The sequence below is a fragment of the Pedobacter sp. NEAU-ZC8 genome (genome assembly GCF_059278965.1).
The window spans coordinates 54,234-72,041 of the sequence record NZ_JCAJXC010000008.1 but is presented as its reverse complement, the minus strand read 5'-3'; the positions used below and the strand labels follow the sequence as shown (position 1 = coordinate 72,041).

General features: G+C 47.3%; 14 protein-coding genes. 6 read left to right on the top strand and 8 right to left on the bottom strand.

Translation table 11 applies throughout. The features are described from left to right. Nucleotides 1-6: 6 nt before the first annotated feature. The gene (locus tag AC5WJX_RS08315) at nt 7-537 is read left to right on the top strand and encodes a dihydrofolate reductase family protein (RefSeq protein ID WP_494484152.1); all 531 of its coding nucleotides are present in this window, start codon (nt 7-9) and stop codon (nt 535-537) included. Nucleotides 538-617: 80 nt separating this feature from the next. Here the strand turns inward: AC5WJX_RS08315 and AC5WJX_RS08310 are convergent, their stop codons facing one another. From AC5WJX_RS08310 to AC5WJX_RS08275, 8 genes are all read right to left on the bottom strand, one after another. Continuing rightward, nucleotides 618-1,967 (bottom strand): Gfo/Idh/MocA family protein, encoded by a 1,350-nt coding sequence (locus tag AC5WJX_RS08310; protein WP_494484151.1) that lies wholly within the window; start codon nt 1,965-1,967, stop codon nt 618-620. Between the two features lie 80 nt (nt 1,968-2,047). After that, complete coding sequence (locus AC5WJX_RS08305; RefSeq protein WP_494484150.1) at nt 2,048-2,707, bottom strand: carbohydrate-binding family 9-like protein; 660 nt, start codon at nt 2,705-2,707, stop codon at nt 2,048-2,050. After that, nucleotides 2,700-3,827 carry a phosphotransferase enzyme family protein gene (locus AC5WJX_RS08300; RefSeq protein WP_494484149.1) on the bottom strand — a complete coding sequence of 376 codons (1,128 nt, stop codon included), beginning with the start codon at nt 3,825-3,827 and terminating at the stop codon, nt 2,700-2,702. The genes AC5WJX_RS08305 and AC5WJX_RS08300 overlap by 8 nt, the downstream gene beginning before the upstream one ends. Before the next feature lie 29 nt (nt 3,828-3,856). After that, nucleotides 3,857-4,981, bottom strand: coding sequence for an acyltransferase family protein (locus AC5WJX_RS08295; RefSeq protein ID WP_494484148.1), 1,125 nt, complete (start codon nt 4,979-4,981; stop codon nt 3,857-3,859). A gap of 22 nt (nt 4,982-5,003) precedes the next feature. Then, nucleotides 5,004-5,870: a PKD domain-containing protein gene (locus tag AC5WJX_RS08290; RefSeq protein ID WP_494484147.1), complete on the bottom strand. Its 867-nt coding sequence runs from the start codon at nt 5,868-5,870 to the stop codon at nt 5,004-5,006. A gap of 28 nt (nt 5,871-5,898) precedes the next feature. Beyond that, on the bottom strand, nt 5,899-7,416 hold the full coding sequence (locus tag AC5WJX_RS08285; RefSeq protein WP_494484146.1) for a RagB/SusD family nutrient uptake outer membrane protein: 1,518 nt from the start codon (nt 7,414-7,416) through the stop codon (nt 5,899-5,901). Between the two features lie 27 nt (nt 7,417-7,443). Next, entirely contained in the window at nt 7,444-10,452 is a 3,009-nt protein-coding gene (locus AC5WJX_RS08280; protein WP_494484145.1) for a SusC/RagA family TonB-linked outer membrane protein, read from the bottom strand. 196 nt (nt 10,453-10,648) lie between these two features. Then, nucleotides 10,649-11,689: a LacI family DNA-binding transcriptional regulator gene (locus AC5WJX_RS08275; protein ID WP_494484144.1), complete on the bottom strand. Its 1,041-nt coding sequence runs from the start codon at nt 11,687-11,689 to the stop codon at nt 10,649-10,651. A 135-nt stretch (nt 11,690-11,824) separates the two neighbouring features. Here AC5WJX_RS08275 and AC5WJX_RS08270 point away from each other — a divergent pair, with 135 nt between their 5' ends. From AC5WJX_RS08270 to AC5WJX_RS08250, 5 genes are all read left to right on the top strand, one after another. Further along, nucleotides 11,825-12,751, top strand: a complete 927-nt coding sequence (locus AC5WJX_RS08270) for an alpha/beta hydrolase (protein ID WP_494484143.1) — start codon at nt 11,825-11,827, stop codon at nt 12,749-12,751. Nucleotides 12,752-12,781: 30 nt separating this feature from the next. Then, entirely contained in the window at nt 12,782-13,222 is a 441-nt protein-coding gene (locus AC5WJX_RS08265; RefSeq protein WP_494484142.1) for an RrF2 family transcriptional regulator, read from the top strand. 216 nt (nt 13,223-13,438) lie between these two features. Then, complete coding sequence (locus tag AC5WJX_RS08260; protein ID WP_494484141.1) at nt 13,439-15,529, top strand: ferredoxin-like domain-containing protein; 2,091 nt, start codon at nt 13,439-13,441, stop codon at nt 15,527-15,529. Beyond that, entirely contained in the window at nt 15,526-16,317 is a 792-nt protein-coding gene (cobA, locus tag AC5WJX_RS08255) for a uroporphyrinogen-III C-methyltransferase (RefSeq protein ID WP_494484140.1), read from the top strand. Before AC5WJX_RS08260 ends, cobA begins: the two co-directional genes overlap by 4 nt. Further along, nucleotides 16,295-17,803, top strand: coding sequence for a TSUP family transporter (locus tag AC5WJX_RS08250; RefSeq protein ID WP_494484139.1), 1,509 nt, complete (start codon nt 16,295-16,297; stop codon nt 17,801-17,803). The genes cobA and AC5WJX_RS08250 overlap by 23 nt, the downstream gene beginning before the upstream one ends. The last annotated feature ends 5 nt before the right edge of the window (nt 17,804-17,808 follow it).

The window sequence follows — 17,808 nt, the reverse complement described above, 5'->3', positions numbered from 1 at the left end:
AATGTTATGAGAAAAGTCATATTGGGACTAGCCATTTCCCTAGACGGTTACATAGAAGGGCCGAATGGCGAATTTGATTGGTGTTTTACCGATCAGGATTATGGACTGGCGGATTTTTATAACCGCATTGATGCATTGTTTATCGGACGTAAGAGTTACGAAATCAAACAACAATTTGAAGAAGGTAGCGGAGAAAGTATTCCCGGCATGCCTGCGATGACCGAATACGTATTTTCAAGAACGCTGAGCGCTGTTAAGACGGGTGCAGTTTTAATCAGCGATGATGCTATTGCTAAAGCAAGGGAGATCAAGGCGAAACCAGGAAAAGATATATGGCTATATGGGGGTGCTGTGCTCACGGAGCAAATGCTGGAGGCAGGACTTATTGATGAGTTATGGTTATCCGTTCATCCGATACTCCTGGGCAGTGGCAAACAGTTGTTTAAAAAACAGAAAGAGCGCATTAATTTGGAGCTGTTGGAGTCTAAAACTTACGACACGGGACTGGTTTCACTACGATACCGTATTTTAAACTGAGAATTTCGGTAAGAAGAAAGCGGCCAGTAAGGAATAGCTTACTGGCCGCTGGTATAAACATTGAATAATTTTTAACGGGCTTACAATCCGCTATCATCAAGTGCAAAGGTGTTTTTTCTTTCCTTCCATTTACCTTTTGTGAAATCAGGGAATTCCTGTGGAGCGTTACCTTCATTCAACGACTTCTCTGATAGTGGTGTAATTACACTCATTGTTAAGGAGTCATAAATATCAATAGGGGTTTGCTTGCCTTGTTTAACTGCCTGTATGAAGGCGTTAAATACATACCAGTCCATACCTCCGTGTCCCGCACCTTCCGCCTGGGCCGCATATTTCTTCCATAGCGGGTGATCGTATTTTTCAAACCAGGTCTCTGCCTTGTCCCACTGATCATGTTTTGCAGATTTACCTTCAATGTAAATGGAATTATTTACATCCATCCAGATGCCTTCGGTACCCTGTACGCGGAAACCTAAGGAATAAGGTCTAGGCAAGTGGGTATCATGCGTTAAGGTAACCGTTTCCCCATTTGCGCAGTTCAGCATGGTTTTGGTCACATCCCCATTTTTAAACTTGATTTTCGCGTTTTTATGTCCTGGAGAAACTTTCTCGATGTAGGAGTTTAAGCCTCTGGATTTTGAAGAAAAGGAAACCAGGTTGGTGAACCGGTTGCCCCGGTTGATGTCGATGTAGTTCATTACCGGACCGGCACCATGGGTGGGATAGATGTCGCCATCGCGGTCGATGTTCCATTGCGTGCGCCATTGCGCTTCACCAACGGTATTGGGACCGAACTCCGCGCCTTTACCGCTAAAATTCTTGCCATCATTGAACAGTACACCTCTAAGGTCATGCTCATAGCCGCCTTCCAGATGGATCAACTCACCGAAAATGTTCTGACGCACCATGTTCAAAACAGCCATTACATCTCTGCGGTAACACACATTTTCAAGGGTCATGTAGGGAATTTTGGTTTCTTCATAAACCTTCAGGATATCCCAGTGATCCTGTTCTGTGATACCCGCAATGACTTCACAGCCCACATATTTTCCGGCACGCATGGTATCAATGGCCTGATCTTTATGGAATTCCCAAGGTGTAGAAATGATTACCGCATCGATATCCTTACGGGCAATAAGCTTTTTGTAGGCATCCAGTCCGCCGGTGTATTCTACCGGGAGCTTTTTCTTGGCCTTTACGAATTGCTCACGACAGTATTTTAGGGAGCTTTCCTGTATGTCGCAAATGGCAACAATTTCCACGTCATTACGCAGAAGACCTTCAGCGATGTGGTTACGTCCGCGCAAGCCAACGCCTATATATCCAAGTCTTACTTTATCAGTATCTTTTGCGAATAACATGCCCGAGGGCAGGATAGTAAAGCCAGTTACGCCAAGGGCAGTGTTTTTAACGAATTCTCTGCGATCCATAATTATGTTCTTATTTGTTCTTTATTCGGTTTGTTTAGCCAGTCATCATTGAATCTGGCCTCAGTATGTATATGGTTATTTTATTGAATGGTTGCCTCGCTCTTAAAGATAGCATCTTTGAAAAAAGCGGGTAAATGAAACTCGGGTTTATCAGCTATAATGTTACTCCAACATAGAAAGTGAGGGGCTGGTAAGGCGTCGCCACATTTATAAAAGTTCAGCCGTACCGGTGTTTGCTCAAGCTGAAGTTTGGGGTGGAAGTTAAAGAGTTCCTTTGGTAGATATAAGGTCAATTCCCAACTTACACCTGCTGACGACTCATTCCTGATACTCACCAGGTAGCGTATCGCCTCCAGACGTTTGGCACAGATGAAGTTCCTTTCCGTTTTGCCGGCCCCGAATTGTACTCGCGCCGTTCCGGCACAATTGAATTCAAGGTTGTAGTATTCCGCTTCGTTGTTAAATGAAATGAAGAACTCCACGCAGCTATCCTCATATACCGGATCATTAAACTCCTGGTAAGTGGCTTTAATCTGCTGCTCGGTTACGTAGTACTTCAGCAAAATGGCTTCACCATTGTGCGCAATGCTGAAAGCTGCGGTTGGGCGACTTGATTCATCCTCCCAGGGTGCATGAATGATTTTATTGATATTCAGCGAATCCAACTTTTCAGATAGGATTTCTATCGGTGTGTGCGCATTTACCTGGGGCAAAAATGGAATAAGGAAAGGGTTAGCCATGTTCTTGGGAGGTCTTTAGATTGCTTATTTCTTTCTGTATGATCTGCTGAATCTCTGCTGCTTTTTCATGGAGATTCCTGAACAACTGGAACTGTGCACGTGTACGTTGGAGGTTATGGTTCGGGAACTTAATTTTATAATACGTGTCGCCGTTCAGGTGATCCGTTAAAAACCTCATGCCTTGCATATAGGGGAACAACAAGACCCCTTTTACCAACGACTCGATTTCCTTGTCTGTGAGAAAGTTTGCTGCATGCTCCAGGTAGCCGCGGGTGTATGCCCGAAACAAAGGGATGTTCAGTTGTATTTTTTCGAGATCCGCTTCATCTTCCGCCGCTGTATTGATGATCGTTCTGATGGCATCACCAAAATCATAGGCCACATAGCCCTGCATCACCGTTTCCAGGTCAATGACACACTGTGCCTCATCGTTTTGATCCAGTAGCACATTGTTAAACTTGGTATCATTATGCGTAACCCGCTTTGGCAGTGTAGCAAGCGTTTCCGGTTGTTGAAAGTACAGCATGGCGTTTGCATGTGCTTCAACCAGTTCCAATTCTTCAGAAACGGTTTCCAGGCGACCTGCCAGATTGCTGGCTATGGCTTCTTTAAGCTGCGACAATCGAAACTCAATATTGTGAAAGTTGGGGAGTACCTCAAACAGTTCGTTTGAAGGAAAATCTGCGAGCATGGATTGGAACCTGCCGAAAGCTTTCCCTCCTTCATAGGCCTGCTTTTCTGTCGATACCATGTCGTATGACCGGGTGTCTTTCAAAAAGTAAAACATACGCCAATAGTTGCCACCGCTGTCGAGATAATAGTACTGATTGTTGCGGCTGGGAATCAAGGTCATGACCGCTTTCAAAGGATCACCATTTTCGCTGGAAACCTTGTTTTTCAAATGTTCCGTAACGCGCAGCATGTTTCCGGTAAGCGCTTCCACATTGGTGAATATGGAATTGTTAATGCGTTGTAACAGGTAATCTGGACCACCAGCCGCTACATTTTTTACCAGAAAGGAGTCGTTGATATGACCCGATCCGTAAGGTTGGACATTGCCAGCCTCGGCGGAACATTGGAAATTGCTAATAACTTCAGGGATGTAGTTGGATATTTGCACTATGGTGAAATTAAAATTAGGAATGTGAGTTAAAGCTTAAAGAATATGCTACGTTTATAGAGCCAGTAACATAGGCCCCATTCTAAGAGTAGCGTTAGCAGTGCCGATACGACTGCAGCGGTCGCTTCCGGAACCCCTAAGAAAAGCTGCAGCATCTGGCCGCTAAAAATGTCTACGGCGCCATTTACCCACTGCATACCTACGGTCTCAAAAAAGAGATAGATGAAAATAGCATTCATCCCCATGACGGTTGCGATCCAGGCGTAACGGTTATTTTTTTTGATGTCCACAATCCAGTATACGGCGGTTAGCAAGAGTAAGACCCATCCTCCGGAAGCCAGTGCAAATGAACTCGTACTGATCCGCTTAATGATGGGCGTGATGTTCAGCAGATCCAGACCATGGCCCAGGATCAAAGCGATGATACCAGCGACTACCAGGGCTTTCAGCTTATAGGCGCTACTGCGATCAGAGATTAGCAGCTTACCGGCCAGCACACCCCAAATGGTATGTGCAGCTGTCGGGATGATGTTTATGGCCACCCAACCATCACTGTTGATCTTACCCATGAGTATGGTATCCATATAGGACCCGAAGTTCTGACCCTCAACGAAAGGTTGCGAAAAGCCTGGCATCAAGACCGTGCGGTATAAAAATTCCGTGAGCAGGAGCAGTCCGATGGAAAATCCGATCTGGAAGGTAAAGGAGCGGTTGATAATCAGATAGGCGATGAGCGTGGTAAAGGCCAACTGCGTAAGTACGTTCCAGAGTTCCCAAACAGGCTTATCTGCGTAAATGCAATGGAGACCAACGCCGCAGATAAACAGTCTCAGGCAACGTACAAGAATATGCTTGAAGTCTGCAGACCAGCTGCTACCTTTCGCAAGCTTGCGGCTGTAGGAGATGTACATCGCCGAACCTGCCATAAACATAAATGCGGGTTGCACCAGGTCCCAAAAATGCAGGCCATGCCATGGATGATGGAAAAACTGGTTTACCAACCCTCCGGCTACTCCGGAGGGACCGAGATGTTTGATCGACTCGTAAACCCTGCAACTTTCAGCGCAAAGCAGTATCATGATGATGCCACGTAGCACATCAAGTGAAATCAGTCGGTAATTACGGTGTGGATCAGCGGTAATGGAATTTGTCATAGAAGGTGTTGCGTAAAATGCATTATTCACTCATGTCCAGAAAGAAACTCGGCGCACCTTCATCCGGTGCATTACCCAATACCACAGACCAGTCATTCTTAATCGCCTGGACACCGATTCGCATACCTTCGCCGGTAAGCCCTTTCAACTTGCCTCTGGCAATGCGCATTTCAAACTTCACCATACCGCCTTCTTCTTTCACGGTGCCTACGTTGAAAGCTTCGGCAATAGATTGTTGGTCGAACGCAAAAGCGTTCTGGTTGGTGCCGGCATGATAGAAGATATCCAGCCCTGCGGTTAGCAGTTGTCCTTCAAGCAGTATATCATACGCGCCTCCAGGAAATGTTCCGGTCAGCAAACCTGTACCAGCATTATTGTCTGAATCGATATAGAAATCGAAGATGTTTGCGTCTGCTCTACTGCCGGTCATCTCTGCGTACATATAGATGTAGTTACCGTCATAATCAAACTTGACGGCGTTGAATATTCCTTTGGAATTGCCCAGGGTGACCACGTCTTTCGTTACGGTTGCCCAGTCATCCAGGCTGTTGTCATTGATCTTCACCGGTGAAGACTTGGCAATACGGATCACGGTAGAGGATTCTGCAGCTTGTCCGTTCACCATGGCAGTTAATGTTGGGACATATTTGCCCTTGCCCGGATAAGTGTGGCTGGGGTTGGCATCCGTAGAGGATTGTCCGTCCCCAAAGTCCCAGCTGTAGCCCGTAACGCCTTCGGTGATCACTTTGAAAGTTGCGGTGCTACCTTCTATGACCACTTCATAGGCCAGGTCAGTTTGTGGCTGGTAGTCATCTTCTTTACAGCTGTTTAGTAGTGTCCCCGCAAGTGTTACACAAAGCAGGCACAGGTATGATCTTAAATTCTTCATCTCAATGATATGGATAAACCTCGTTAAACTATTGGTTTTGAATGGCCTTTGGATTACTTAGGATCTCGTCTACCGGCAAGTAATAGATAATCCTTGGACTGGTATAGGGAACACTCAGGTTCTGATAACCGGACGGTGTTTTCGAAAGATCAATATCAGTTTCTTTCAAACCCAGGATGTGGTAGCCCCAGTACGCTTTGTTCAGGCTTCGCTTGTTGCGGAACACATCGTAGGTGCGGTGACCTTCAAAAGCCATCTCAATACGTTTTTCTGCCAGTACCAGGTCTAAAGCATTGCTTCCTTGGGGTAAGGTCTTGTTGTACATGGATGCTTCCAGTCCGCGGTTTTTGCGGATCATATCCAGGTCGTCCAAGGCGGCTGCAGTAGCACCAGTCTTTGCCTCAGCTTCTGCACGGATCAGGTACATCTCTGCCAGTCTGAACATGATCGGTGAGCTTAAGTTCGGTTGTCCGTTCTGGAAGGAGAACTTGGTGATGTAGTACATTTCAATACCGTTTTTCTTTAACACGGCACCGGATCCATCCGTTGCCGGAACAATGTAGGACCATCTTACATCTTCAGGGCGCGAGGCCATTGCAGCACGCAGGGAGGATGAAGCAAACTCTTCACCCCAGCCGGAGTTACCATCAGAGTAGATCATGGACGCAATAGAACCAAATTTGCCGTAGTCATCTGCTGCGGTGAAAGCAATGCAGAAAATGGTCTCCGGGCTGGTGCTCGCATTGGCAAAAAGTGACGGGTAGGTTGCTTTTGTCATCAGGCTATACTTCCCTGAATTGATCACCTTGTTCGCATATTCAATGGCCTTTGCGTTGTCTTCTTTGTAAAGGTTTACGCGGGCAAGTAAGCTCCAGGCGGCTTCAGCCGATGCATATTGAACGCCTCTTGGTTGTGTCATCAGGCCTGCCGCTTGTTCAGCATCCGCGAGTACCGAGGCGTAAACTTCGGCAACGCTGGAACGTGCTTTCTGACCTTCATCGGTCAGGTTGGTACGTAAGATTATGCCTGGGGATTCCGGCGCCACACTGTAAGGCTGGCCAAATAATCTTACCAGATTGAAGTGGCAGAAGGCGCGCAAAAAGTAACACTCCCCCAGAAGCTGCTTAGTCCTTTCATCCGGGTCAGGTAATTTCTCTATTGCGTCGATTACGGTATTCACGCCCGTGATGATCTTGTAAGATACATACCAGAAATACCTGGTGTTGGCTTGGGAAGGGGAGTGCCCGAGGGTGAAGCTGTTGAACAAAGGGTCTTCTGTGATTTGTCCGCAGGTGATGTCGTCACTCGCAAAGTCAGACAAGTGATAGAACTGACGTAGGTACATGTTGTTATTGTCAACCGACCCGTTAAACTCGATATGGTCTTTGAACAGTGCATATGCACCATTTAGTGCGTTTGTTAATCCGTCATTAGTGGTTACCAATGTTCCGGTGCTGATCGCGTCGCTTGGATTAACCTCTAGTTTTTTACAACTGCTCGTTGCGGCCATAAAAAGCATAAACAGGGCGAATAATTTCTTTTTCATCTCTTGAAGTTTTAAATACCTGTTTGGTTAAAAGTTGAAGTTGATATTGAATAAATATTGTCTGTTGTTCGGGTACTTGAAGTCGGATACCCCTGGTGTGCCAAAGCTGCCTGCCTGTATGGTGGTTTGAGGATCCTGGCCCAGAAAGTTTGAAAAGGTTGCCACGTTATCTGCACTGAACCCGACGGTGATGCCTTCCATATTGATACGGCTGGACCATGCTTTTGGTAACCTGTACGAAAGTGCGATGTTCCGGATGCTGAAATAACTACCGTTTTTCAGGTACCGGGTCGAGGTTTCCGTGGAGTTTGCAGAGTTCTGCGGACTAGGCTCTGTTGCTTGGGTATCACCAGGGCCGGTCCAGATCTTCGAATCGTCGGGCATCTGGATCTGGTTGTAATATGGCTCATGACCATCATTCATCATGAAACGCAGGTTATTGCTGAACACCTTGTTGCCGTAGTTGAAATAGGTGCTTACACGCAGGTTGAAGTTCTTGTAGCGGAAATTGTTGTTGAAACCACCCTGAAACTTCGGCAATGCGGAACCACTTTCCTGGATCGTTGCCTGTGCATAGTCAGAAGTGCTTTCACGTCCCGTTTCATTGCCATCTGCATCGTAGTTCACCTTTTCCCAAAGCGGGCCACCGGTCTGTGGGTCAACACCCAGCCACTTGGGCATGTAAAACTCATACAGGTTTCCGCCATTGCGGTAGATCTGCGAGATGCTCCAGGAGCCGGTTTTAACGATGTTTGCAGGTAAGCCTTCCAGTTTGTTGCTGTTGAAGTTAATACTGAGATCCGTGTTCCACTCAAAGTTCTTGTTCTGAATATTGGCGGAGTTGATGCCAAGCTCTATACCTTTGTTGACCACGTTGCCTGCATTCTCCCATTTAGTTTCAAAGCCCACAGAAAGGGGTTGAGATACTTGCAATAACAGATCCTTAGTGTCATTGCGGTATACATCCAGGGTCAGGTTTACGCGTTTAAACAATCCAATGTCAAGACCAGCGTTGATCTGGTGTTTGCTTTCCCAGGTAAGATTAGGACTGGCCAATTGGTAAGGCACGGCACCCACGATTGAATTGTACTGTGTGGTTAAGGAGTAGAGACCCAGGTACCTGGAAGCGCCGATGTCCTGTGTTCCGGTGATACCATAACTCGCCCTTAATTTCAGGTAGTTCAGAATGTTGCTGCCGGCAAGGAAATCTTCATTGCTGATTAACCATGCTCCGGAGATTGCTGGGAAGCTGCCATATTGTTTGGTTGGTGCGAAGGCTGAAGAGCCGTCGTAGCGGAATGATGCGGTAAGGAAGTACTTTTCTTTATAGTTATAGTCAACCTGTGATAGCAGGGACTGCAGATAACCCTGATTATTATAGCCATTCACCAGCTGATTGTTCGAAACCACGTTCAATACTCTTAGTCCTTCAGGAAGGCCTCTGCCGGAAGCACCGGAATATTCTGTCTGACTGCCTTCGAAAGCACCGCCGGCAAATCCGTTTAAGCTATGGTCGCCCATTTTGAAGGCGAAGCGGAACAACTGGTTAGATACGATGCCATAGTTCAGCGTGTTCAGCTCATCTAAATATCCAGAACCGCGGTAGGTGCCCGCGGCAAGCGGCGAGACAAAGTTGGTGCCTTTGTTGAAAGCAGCTGCAACCCGGTTGCTACTGGAAAATGTTAACCAGTCGGTAATACGGTAGTTTACACCCAGATCATAGTTTACATCGAAGCCTTTGTAAGCATGATCGGAGTTTTCAATGGTGTGTAGTGGGTTTACTTTATCCCTTGACCACCATTTGAAGGTAGAGTTCCCATCTACGTAGACCGGGTTTCCAGCTTCATCGTAGGGGTTATCCCAAGGCATGTTCAGGAAAGAATAGTAGACATCCATGTAGTCGTAGCTCTTACCCATGTTTGCACTCAGGTTGATGTTGTTCGTGACATCCAGCTTTTTCGAGAAGTGATACGTAGAGTTACCACGTAAGTTGATACGTTGATATTTGGTGTTTAAGAAGGTACCCTTTTCATTATAGTAGGATGCACCAACATAGTAATCGTTCTTTTCTGTTCTGCCACTGGCGGAAAGGTAGAAGTTATATATCGGGGCGGATGTAAAGGACTCATCCGGCCAGTTATAATCCTGGTCGCGAAGTGTTATTGGCCGCTCTGCGTAGAATTTACCGAGATCTATCTTGTAAGAGTTGTCAGGCGCACCAAGGATATAGTCCCTGTAAAACTCCTTTTGATGATCATAAAGTTCATTGCTGCCCATCACCTGGAGCTTTCCGAAATCTGCGGTACGGAATCCGGTAGATACCTTGGCTTCAAACCTGGTTTCACCCTGCTTCGCGCTTTTGGTAGTTACGACGATGACACCGGCATTTGCCTGTGATCCATAAAGCGCAGTAGATGCAGCGTCTTTAAGTACGGTAATGCTTTCCACATCGTTGGGATCATAGTTACCCCCGATGATACCGTCGACAACGAAGAGCGGGCTCTGGTTCGCATTTACGGAGGATACCCCGCGTAAGCGGATATCAGGTGCTGCACCCGGTGCACCGGAGCTGTTCACCACCTGCAAACCGGCAACTTTACCCTGTAACATGGAACCTACGTTGTTGGTGGTGACGTCCTTCAACTGTTCCGAGGAAACTACTGAAACCGCACTGGTAAGTGCACTCTGCTTTTTACTGCTATAACCCACAACCACGACATCACTGAGCTGCTGAACATCTTCATCCAGCCTGATTTCTATGCTGCGCTGTCCGGCGCTTACTTCAACCTCTTTCCTCAGAAATCCGACGAAAGTTAAGATCAGTGTAGATGGTCCGGCAGGGGCTGCAATGCTGAACTCACCGGCACCATTGGTGCTGACCGTGTTCGTGCCACCTTTCAGCGACACGCTAACGCCAGGCAGCGGCTGTCCGTCCCTTGCAGCGAGAACTCGGCCGGTAACGCGTTGCTCCTGTGAAAAGCTGGCAAAATGCATTGTCAGTAAGCAACAACAGAGGAGTAAAATTTTCTTAATCATGGTGCGAAATTTAATTGGTGGTTTGGAAATGAGGTGCTATTGTAAATATGAAGTAAAAAAATTGTTAAGGAAAGTTCATCGATTTTAAGCATGACTAAAATCATTGCACGCAAACGGTTGCGTAGCTTACGCAAACGATTGTGCAATTTCAACGCAAACGGTTGCGCTAAATCAGGATTCGATAATGCTTTTCGGTTTATTGACCTGCAGGACGGGTGTATTCGATCATCTCTGAATCGATAATGTGCTGCAACAGTGGGGCTTCAGTACCAGCAGGATTTCCGGCATGTTTAATCAGCTGGAAAAGAAAGTCTGTGGCCATGGACGACTGCTGATAGGCGAACTGCTCAATGGAAGCCAAAGGCACGCTGTCCATATACTCCCAGATTGGAAGGTTTGCAAAGCTGATAAAACTCATGTCTTTGTTAATGACCAGGCCGCGGGATTTCACGGTAGCAATACAATCCAGCAGTACATAGTCATTGAAAACAATTACTGCTGTAGGCGGCTCAGCGATGTCCAGCAGCTGGCTCATCGCCCTGCAATTGTCGGCTTTGGATAGGCTGGTAGAAACGATAATCTCATGGTCCAGCTGCAGGTCATGGGCTTTGAGGCACTTGTAATAGATCTCAAGCCGCTGTAAGGTTGCCGCGAGTTTTGCCGGGCCATTAATCAGCCCGATGCGGGTATGCCCCAGGCTCACCAGCTTTGTAATGGCTTGCAGCATCCCGGAAACGAGATTGCAGGCGACATAATTGATGTCCTTTTTACTTGGAATGCGGTCGAAGAAGACCACAGGAATGTTGTACTTTTTGAGGCTCTCGAAGTGCTCATAGGAAGAAGTTTCCTTCGTAAGCGACACCAAAATGCCGTCTACCCGGTGATCCTTCATGTTTTCTACAATCCTTTTCTCCCGTTCAAAGCTCTCCAGCGACTGCCCAATGATCACATTATAATTATTAGCTTCTACAGCATCTTCAATTCCGGTTAGGGCAGAGGAGAAGAAGGGCTCAGAAAGGTTGGGGATGATAACGCCTATAGAATAGGTTTTTCGTTCTTTGAAGTGAATTGCGGAGCGGTTTACTTCATAACCCAGCTCTTTGGCCACGTTTTGCACGCGCATCGTCGTCACCAGTCCAATACTCGGATGATCACGGAGTGCGCGAGACACCGTTGATACAGAAACATTAAGTCGTTTGGCAATTTCCTTAATGGTGGGTAATCTATATTCAGACATTGTGGTTTTTACTGCATTTCCTCCCTAAATGTATGATTTTTATCCATTATGTGTTAATTTACTTGCCTAAAGATCATCGCAGAAGATCGCTGATTTGATCCGGAATCTAAGTATAAGTTCTAATTGCATATGTCCATGAAAGAAAATAGCCGGCGAATGTTCCTGAAAACCTCATCCCTTAGTCTTGGTGTCTTAAGCACCTGCAGTTTTAGCGCATTAGCTGTTCCAGCTGCCGAAGATGAACCAAACTTGCAGCTGGAAGAAATAACGATCAACTTGTGGGCTGAGGGCTCTAAAAACAACGGAACCGATCCAGGTAAACGTCCCAATCTGGTAATCTACAGGCCTAAAGGAAGTGCCGTAGTTAAGCGGGCCGCAATGGTCGTTTGTCCGGGTGGCGGCTATGGCATGCTGGCCTCAGATCATGAGGGTATCCAGTTTGCGAGGCTATTTGCTTCAAAAGGGATGGTCGCTGCGGTGCTGACCTACCGGGTTGCACCCAATAAGTTCCCGGCGCCTTATGCAGACGCGGTGCGTGCCATGCGCATTGTTCGATCCAGAGCGGCTGAGTTCGGTATTGATCCTTCACGCATCGGCCTGATGGGTTTCAGCGCCGGCGGGCACCTGGCCTCAACCGTGGCAACCCAACCCGAGCTATACAAGGACCCCGAAGATGATCTTGCTGCAACAGTATCTGCCCGGCCGGATCGCGTGGTACTGGGCTATCCGGTAATCACATTCGGTGAATTCACGCACGCAGGCTCCGTAAAGAACCTGCTAGGAGACCATCCTACACAGGAACAAAGGCAACAGTTCTCGGGGGAGCTACATGTTGGTCCACAAACTCCGCCTGCCTTCATCTTCCATACCGCCGATGATGGCGCCGTGCCGGTGCAGAATGCCTTTCTTTTTGCAGAGGCTTGCGTAAAGCACAAAGTTCCGGTAGCTTTACATGTATATCCGCGGGGTAAACACGGTGTAGGTGCCGCGCTGGATAACCCTGAGCTGAGTGGCTGGACCGAGGTGCTGCTGCGCTGGTTGGCCGACTGGCAGCGTGTTTAGGTTTACAAATAAATTGTTTTACTTTGCTGAATGCTATCCAAAAAAACGCAATATGCCATTAAAGCGCTCGTGATCCTGGGTAAAAACTATGGAAAAGAGCCCATGCAAATATTACGTATCGCTCAGGAAGATAAAATTCCGAAGAAGTTTCTCGAGCAGATCCTGCTCGAACTGCGAAATGCCGGACTGCTGGTAAGTAAGAAAGGTGCTGGGGGTGGTTATAGCTTGAATAAAGATCCGAACGAGATTTTCCTAACCCAGATACTGCGGATTACTGGTGGCCCAATCGCCCTGCTGCCTTGCGTAAGCTTGAACTTTTATCAGCGGTGCGAGGAATGTATCGACGAGAAAACCTGCGGCATTCGAGACGTCTTCACCGACGTTCGAAATGCTTCATTGAAGATCTTATCCGAGACCAGCATTGCTGATGTCATTGCCCGCGAAAACAACCTGCTTAAAGGGCTGTTCTAAACGTAATATCATTTTTAAACATTATTTCCAAAGAAGATCCCGGTGACATTTCACCGGGATTTTTGTTGCTATATACTGGTATTCAGTTAGCTGTGTTGATTTAAATGGCGTGTTTTTTCATTTATTTAAAGAAAGACTACTAAATCTATATGCATTATATTATATTTGAAATAACCAACGCTATTTTATAAATCAACCAACCATTACTAAATACCAATGCAGAGTTTCAGAACCGAATTGGAAAATCCAATTGTAGAGCAGGATATCATTGACCTGGAGTTAAAGATCCGGGCATTTCGGGAAGGGAAGATCCATGACGAAAAATTCAGAAGTTTACGGCTTGCGCGCGGCGTTTACGGCCAGCGACAGCCGGGTGTGCAAATGGTGCGCATAAAGCTTCCTTTTGGGAAGGTCAGCTTCAGGCAGTTATTAAAGATTGCGGATATTTCCGATAAGTACGCCAGCAGTAATTTGCACCTGACCACTCGTCAGGATATACAGATACACTATGTGAGCCTGGACAGAACGCCTGAACTCTGGGCGGAGTTGGAGCAGGATGATATTACCTTGAGGGAAGCCTGCGGAAATACCGTGCGGAATGTTACCGCCTCACCGACGGCCGGCATTGATCCCAATGAGCCATTCGATGTTTCGCCATACGCCCACGCCACTTTCGCGTATTTTCTTCGTAACCCAATTTGCCAGGATATGGGCAGGAAGTTTAAGATTGCTTTCTCTGCAACGGACGACGATACCGCATTTACCTATATCCATGACCTTGGATTTATTCCCAAGCTTAAAGGCGAGGAAAGAGGATTTAAAGTCATGCTTGGTGGCGGCCTTGGAGCCATTCCATCCATAGCACATCCCGTAAACGAGTTTTTACCTGAAGACCAGCTGATACCTTTTATTGAATCAACCTTAAGGGTATTTGATCGCCATGGTGAACGTAACAACCGGAACAAGGCACGGATGAAGTTCCTGGTACAGAAGATCGGCCTGGAGGAGCTGCTCCGCCTAATCGCTGAAGAGCGTACGGCGAATAAAGTGAAAAGCCTGGAGGTTAACCGGCATGCACTGCGCCAGCCGCTGCTTCCTGAAGAGGTAAGCTTCCCGGAAGTAGAGATCATCAATAAACACCATTACGATACCTGGTTGCAGACAAACGTTTTTCCGCAAAAGCAAGAAGGCTTTTTTGGCGTGTACATCAAGGTATTGACCGGCGATATCCCTACCGTAAAAGCAAGACAACTGGTCGAGGCCATTCGCCCGTATGTAGCGGATGAAATCAAAATCACCATCAACCAGGGCCTGCTTTTACAATATGTACGGGAAGCGGCACTACCGGCTTTGTTTGTAGCACTGGATCAGCTTGGCTATGCCATTCCAGGCTTCAACAGTGTCGCCGATGTAACCACCTGCCCTGGAACAGATACCTGCAACCTTGGTATCTCCAACAGTACGGAGATGGCAAGGGAACTGGAAAACCTGATCTATGACGAGTATGAAGATCTGATCCTCAATCAGGATATCAAGATCAAGATCAGTGGCTGTATGAACAGCTGCGGACAACATGGGCTGGCACATATTGGCTTCCATGGCAGCTCCCTGAAAGCCGGTGCAAAGGTTATCCCAGCAGCACAGGTGCTCGTGGGTGGTGGAACTTTCGGAGATGGCGCAGGTCGTGCAGCGGACAAGGTTATCAAGGTGCCCTCCAAGCGCGTGAAGGATGTGCTAAGAAGGATACTAAACGACTACAGCTTAAATCAGCTGCCAGGAGAAACCTTTAATGCTTACTACGATCGCTTCGGCAAAGATCATTACTATCAGCTGTTGAAGCCGCTGGCAGATTTAACCAATCTGACCGATGATGAATTTGTAGACTGGGGCCATCAGGAGACTTTCCAAACGGCCATCGGGGTAGGAGAATGTGCCGGAGTGGTGATCGACTTAGTAGCAACCTTACTTTATGAAGCTGATGAGAAGCATGGTTGGGCTAAACGGGCATTCGAAGGAAAATCTTATGCTGATGCCATCTATCATGCTTACAGCGTGTTTATCAGCGGTGCCAAAGCGCTGCTGCTTGACAAAGGGGTGAACAGCAGTACACAAACCGGCATCATCAAAGAATTCGACATCCACTACGTAACTGAACATGAAATTGAGCTGGACGGCACATTCAATGATATCGTCCTTCAAATAAATAAAAATGAACCGTCTGCGGAATTCGCTGAAGCCTACCTGAATCAGGCAACGGCATTCCTGGAAAAAGTTAAAGTTAAAAGAGAGGCATTGGTAAATCTATGATACAGACCAAAACACAAACAACCGTAAAAGAACCTAAAATAACCCTTGTTGGTGCTGGTCCCGGCGATCCGGATTTGATCACCCTTAAAGCCATCAAAGCCTTGAAATCGGCCGATGTGGTGCTTTATGATGCCCTGGTAAATCAGGCGCTCTTAGATCATGCACCTGAACATGCCACAAAAGTGTACGTAGGAAAACGCTCCGGTGATCATTCTTACTCACAGGGCGCTGTAAACAAACTGATGGTGGATTATGCATTGAACTATGGCCACGTGGTGCGCCTGAAAGGTGGTGATTCCTTCGTGTTTGGAAGAGGTTACGAAGAGGTCGAATTCGCGGATTCGTACAGCATCAAAGCAGAAGTTATTCCTGGAATTTCCAGTTCGATCTCCGTACCTGCGCTGCAGGGCATTCCGGTTACGCACCGCGGCCTAAGTGAAAGCTTCTGGGTAGTCACCGGTACAACAGCTGATGGCAGTATCTCTAAGGATCTCTACGATGCGGCAAAAAGTAAAGCAACGGTTGTCGTATTGATGGGCATCAAGAGGCTTGCAGAAATCGCCGCTGTTTTTGCGGCTGAGGGTAAACACCGGCTTCCGGTCGCCGTGATCCAGAATGGCTCCATGGAAAACGAAAAAATGGTTGTCGGCACAGTTTCCACCATCGTGGAGGCTGCAGCTGATAAGAAGATAGACTCACCGGCACTGATCGTGTTCGGAGATGTAGTAGGCCTGCATGCTGACTTCCAACCGATAAGAGCTTTCTATGAACTTGCTGAACGAGAATAAACCAGAGGTACTAACAACGGCCGGTGATAATCAGCTTTTTCCGGTTTTTCTCAAGCTGAACACGCTTCGGGTACTGCTTGTTGGTGCAGGTAATGTTGGCCTGGAGAAGCTTTCTTCATTGATCAGCAACAGCCCGGCATGCAAGATCAGCATTGTAGCAGAGGAGGTGTCAGCGGCAGTAAGGGCTGTTGCATTGGATTACGATAACATTGGTATTCAGGAGCGACCTTTTTCGGTCTCCGACCTGGACGATGCAGACCTGGTTATCGTAGCCACCAACAATCATCCTTTGAACGAGATCATCCGTCAGGAAGCGAGGACACGAAAACTGCTCGTGAACTTCGCAGATAAACCTGCCTTATGCGACTTCTACCTTGGTTCCATCGTAAAAAAGGGTGATCTGAAGGTCGCCATTTCAACCAATGGGAAGTCGCCGACCATGGCAAAACGGATCAAAGAAGACCTGGAGAAAGCCTTGCCAGATAATGTGGATACTGCCATACAACAGCTGCATCAGGTACGGAACAAGCTGAACGGTACTTTCGCGGAGAAGGTAAGAAAGCTGAATGAGATCACAGAGGTGATGATTACGGGCAACCAACCGGCAAAGCGATTTAATACCAATTACAAGCTGCTGGCCTGGTGTACCATTTTCATCAGTGCAACAATCATAGGGGTGCTGCTCTGGCATTATGAGCCTGGCTTCCAGCAAACGGTACAAGGCATAAATCCATATTTCTACTATTTCCTTGTTGCTGGATTTATCTTTTCGATGATCGATGGTGCGATCGGGATGTCGTATGGCGTTACTTCAACCACCTTTTCGCTGTCCATGGGTATACCACCAGCCTCGGCCAGTACGGCTGTGCATCTCTCGGAGATCATGAGTAATGCCATTGCTGGATGGATGCATTTTAAACTCGGTAACGTAAATAAAAAGCTTTTCAAGCTGTTGGTAATCTCCGGTAGTATAGGTGCGGTGACAGGCGCCTACCTTTTGAGCAGTTTTGAACATTACAATATGTATATCAAGCCCGTTGTGTCGACCTATACCCTGGTGCTCGGACTGGTGATCCTGTCCAAAGCCTTCCAAGTGAAAAGACGTAAGCTGGGCGACAAGATCAAGAAGATTATCCCCCTAGGTCTGGGTGGCGGATTTATGGACGCTGTAGGTGGCGGCGGCTGGGGCTCCATCGTGCTGTCTTCACTGATCGCTGGCGGTCGAAATTCCAGAACCTCCCTGGGAACGGTAAAACTTTCCAGGTTTTTCATTGCCTTTCTGAGTTCGATCACTTTCATCACCATGGTAAATGGCTTGCACTGGGAGGCGATCGGAGGGTTAATCATTGGTAGTGCCATTGCATCACCGATTGCTGTCCGCGTGTCCAATAAGATCTCTGCCAAAACGATCATGGTTTGTGTGGGCATTATCGTCACGCTGGTAAGCCTGAGAAGCCTTTACGTTTTCCTGGACAAGCTGACGTAAAGCAA

Bases quoted from the DNA above. Each gene is read 5' to 3' on its own strand.
- AC5WJX_RS08315 (WP_494484152.1), top strand. From the start codon at position 7: ATGAGAAAAGTCATATTGGGACTAGCCATTTCCCTAGACGGTTACATA.
- AC5WJX_RS08310 (WP_494484151.1), bottom strand. From the start codon at position 1,967: ATGGATCGCAGAGAATTCGTTAAAAACACTGCCCTTGGCGTAACTGGC.
- AC5WJX_RS08305 (WP_494484150.1), bottom strand. From the start codon at position 2,707: ATGGCTAACCCTTTCCTTATTCCATTTTTGCCCCAGGTAAATGCGCAC.
- AC5WJX_RS08295 (WP_494484148.1), bottom strand. From the start codon at position 4,981: ATGACAAATTCCATTACCGCTGATCCACACCGTAATTACCGACTGATT.
- AC5WJX_RS08290 (WP_494484147.1), bottom strand. From the start codon at position 5,870: ATGAAGAATTTAAGATCATACCTGTGCCTGCTTTGTGTAACACTTGCG.
- AC5WJX_RS08285 (WP_494484146.1), bottom strand. From the start codon at position 7,416: ATGAAAAAGAAATTATTCGCCCTGTTTATGCTTTTTATGGCCGCAACG.
- AC5WJX_RS08280 (WP_494484145.1), bottom strand. From the start codon at position 10,452: ATGATTAAGAAAATTTTACTCCTCTGTTGTTGCTTACTGACAATGCAT.
- AC5WJX_RS08275 (WP_494484144.1), bottom strand. From the start codon at position 11,689: ATGTCTGAATATAGATTACCCACCATTAAGGAAATTGCCAAACGACTT.
- AC5WJX_RS08270 (WP_494484143.1), top strand. From the start codon at position 11,825: ATGAAAGAAAATAGCCGGCGAATGTTCCTGAAAACCTCATCCCTTAGT.
- AC5WJX_RS08265 (WP_494484142.1), top strand. From the start codon at position 12,782: ATGCTATCCAAAAAAACGCAATATGCCATTAAAGCGCTCGTGATCCTG.
- AC5WJX_RS08260 (WP_494484141.1), top strand. From the start codon at position 13,439: ATGCAGAGTTTCAGAACCGAATTGGAAAATCCAATTGTAGAGCAGGAT.
- cobA (WP_494484140.1), top strand. From the start codon at position 15,526: ATGATACAGACCAAAACACAAACAACCGTAAAAGAACCTAAAATAACC.
- AC5WJX_RS08250 (WP_494484139.1), top strand. From the start codon at position 16,295: ATGAACTTGCTGAACGAGAATAAACCAGAGGTACTAACAACGGCCGGT.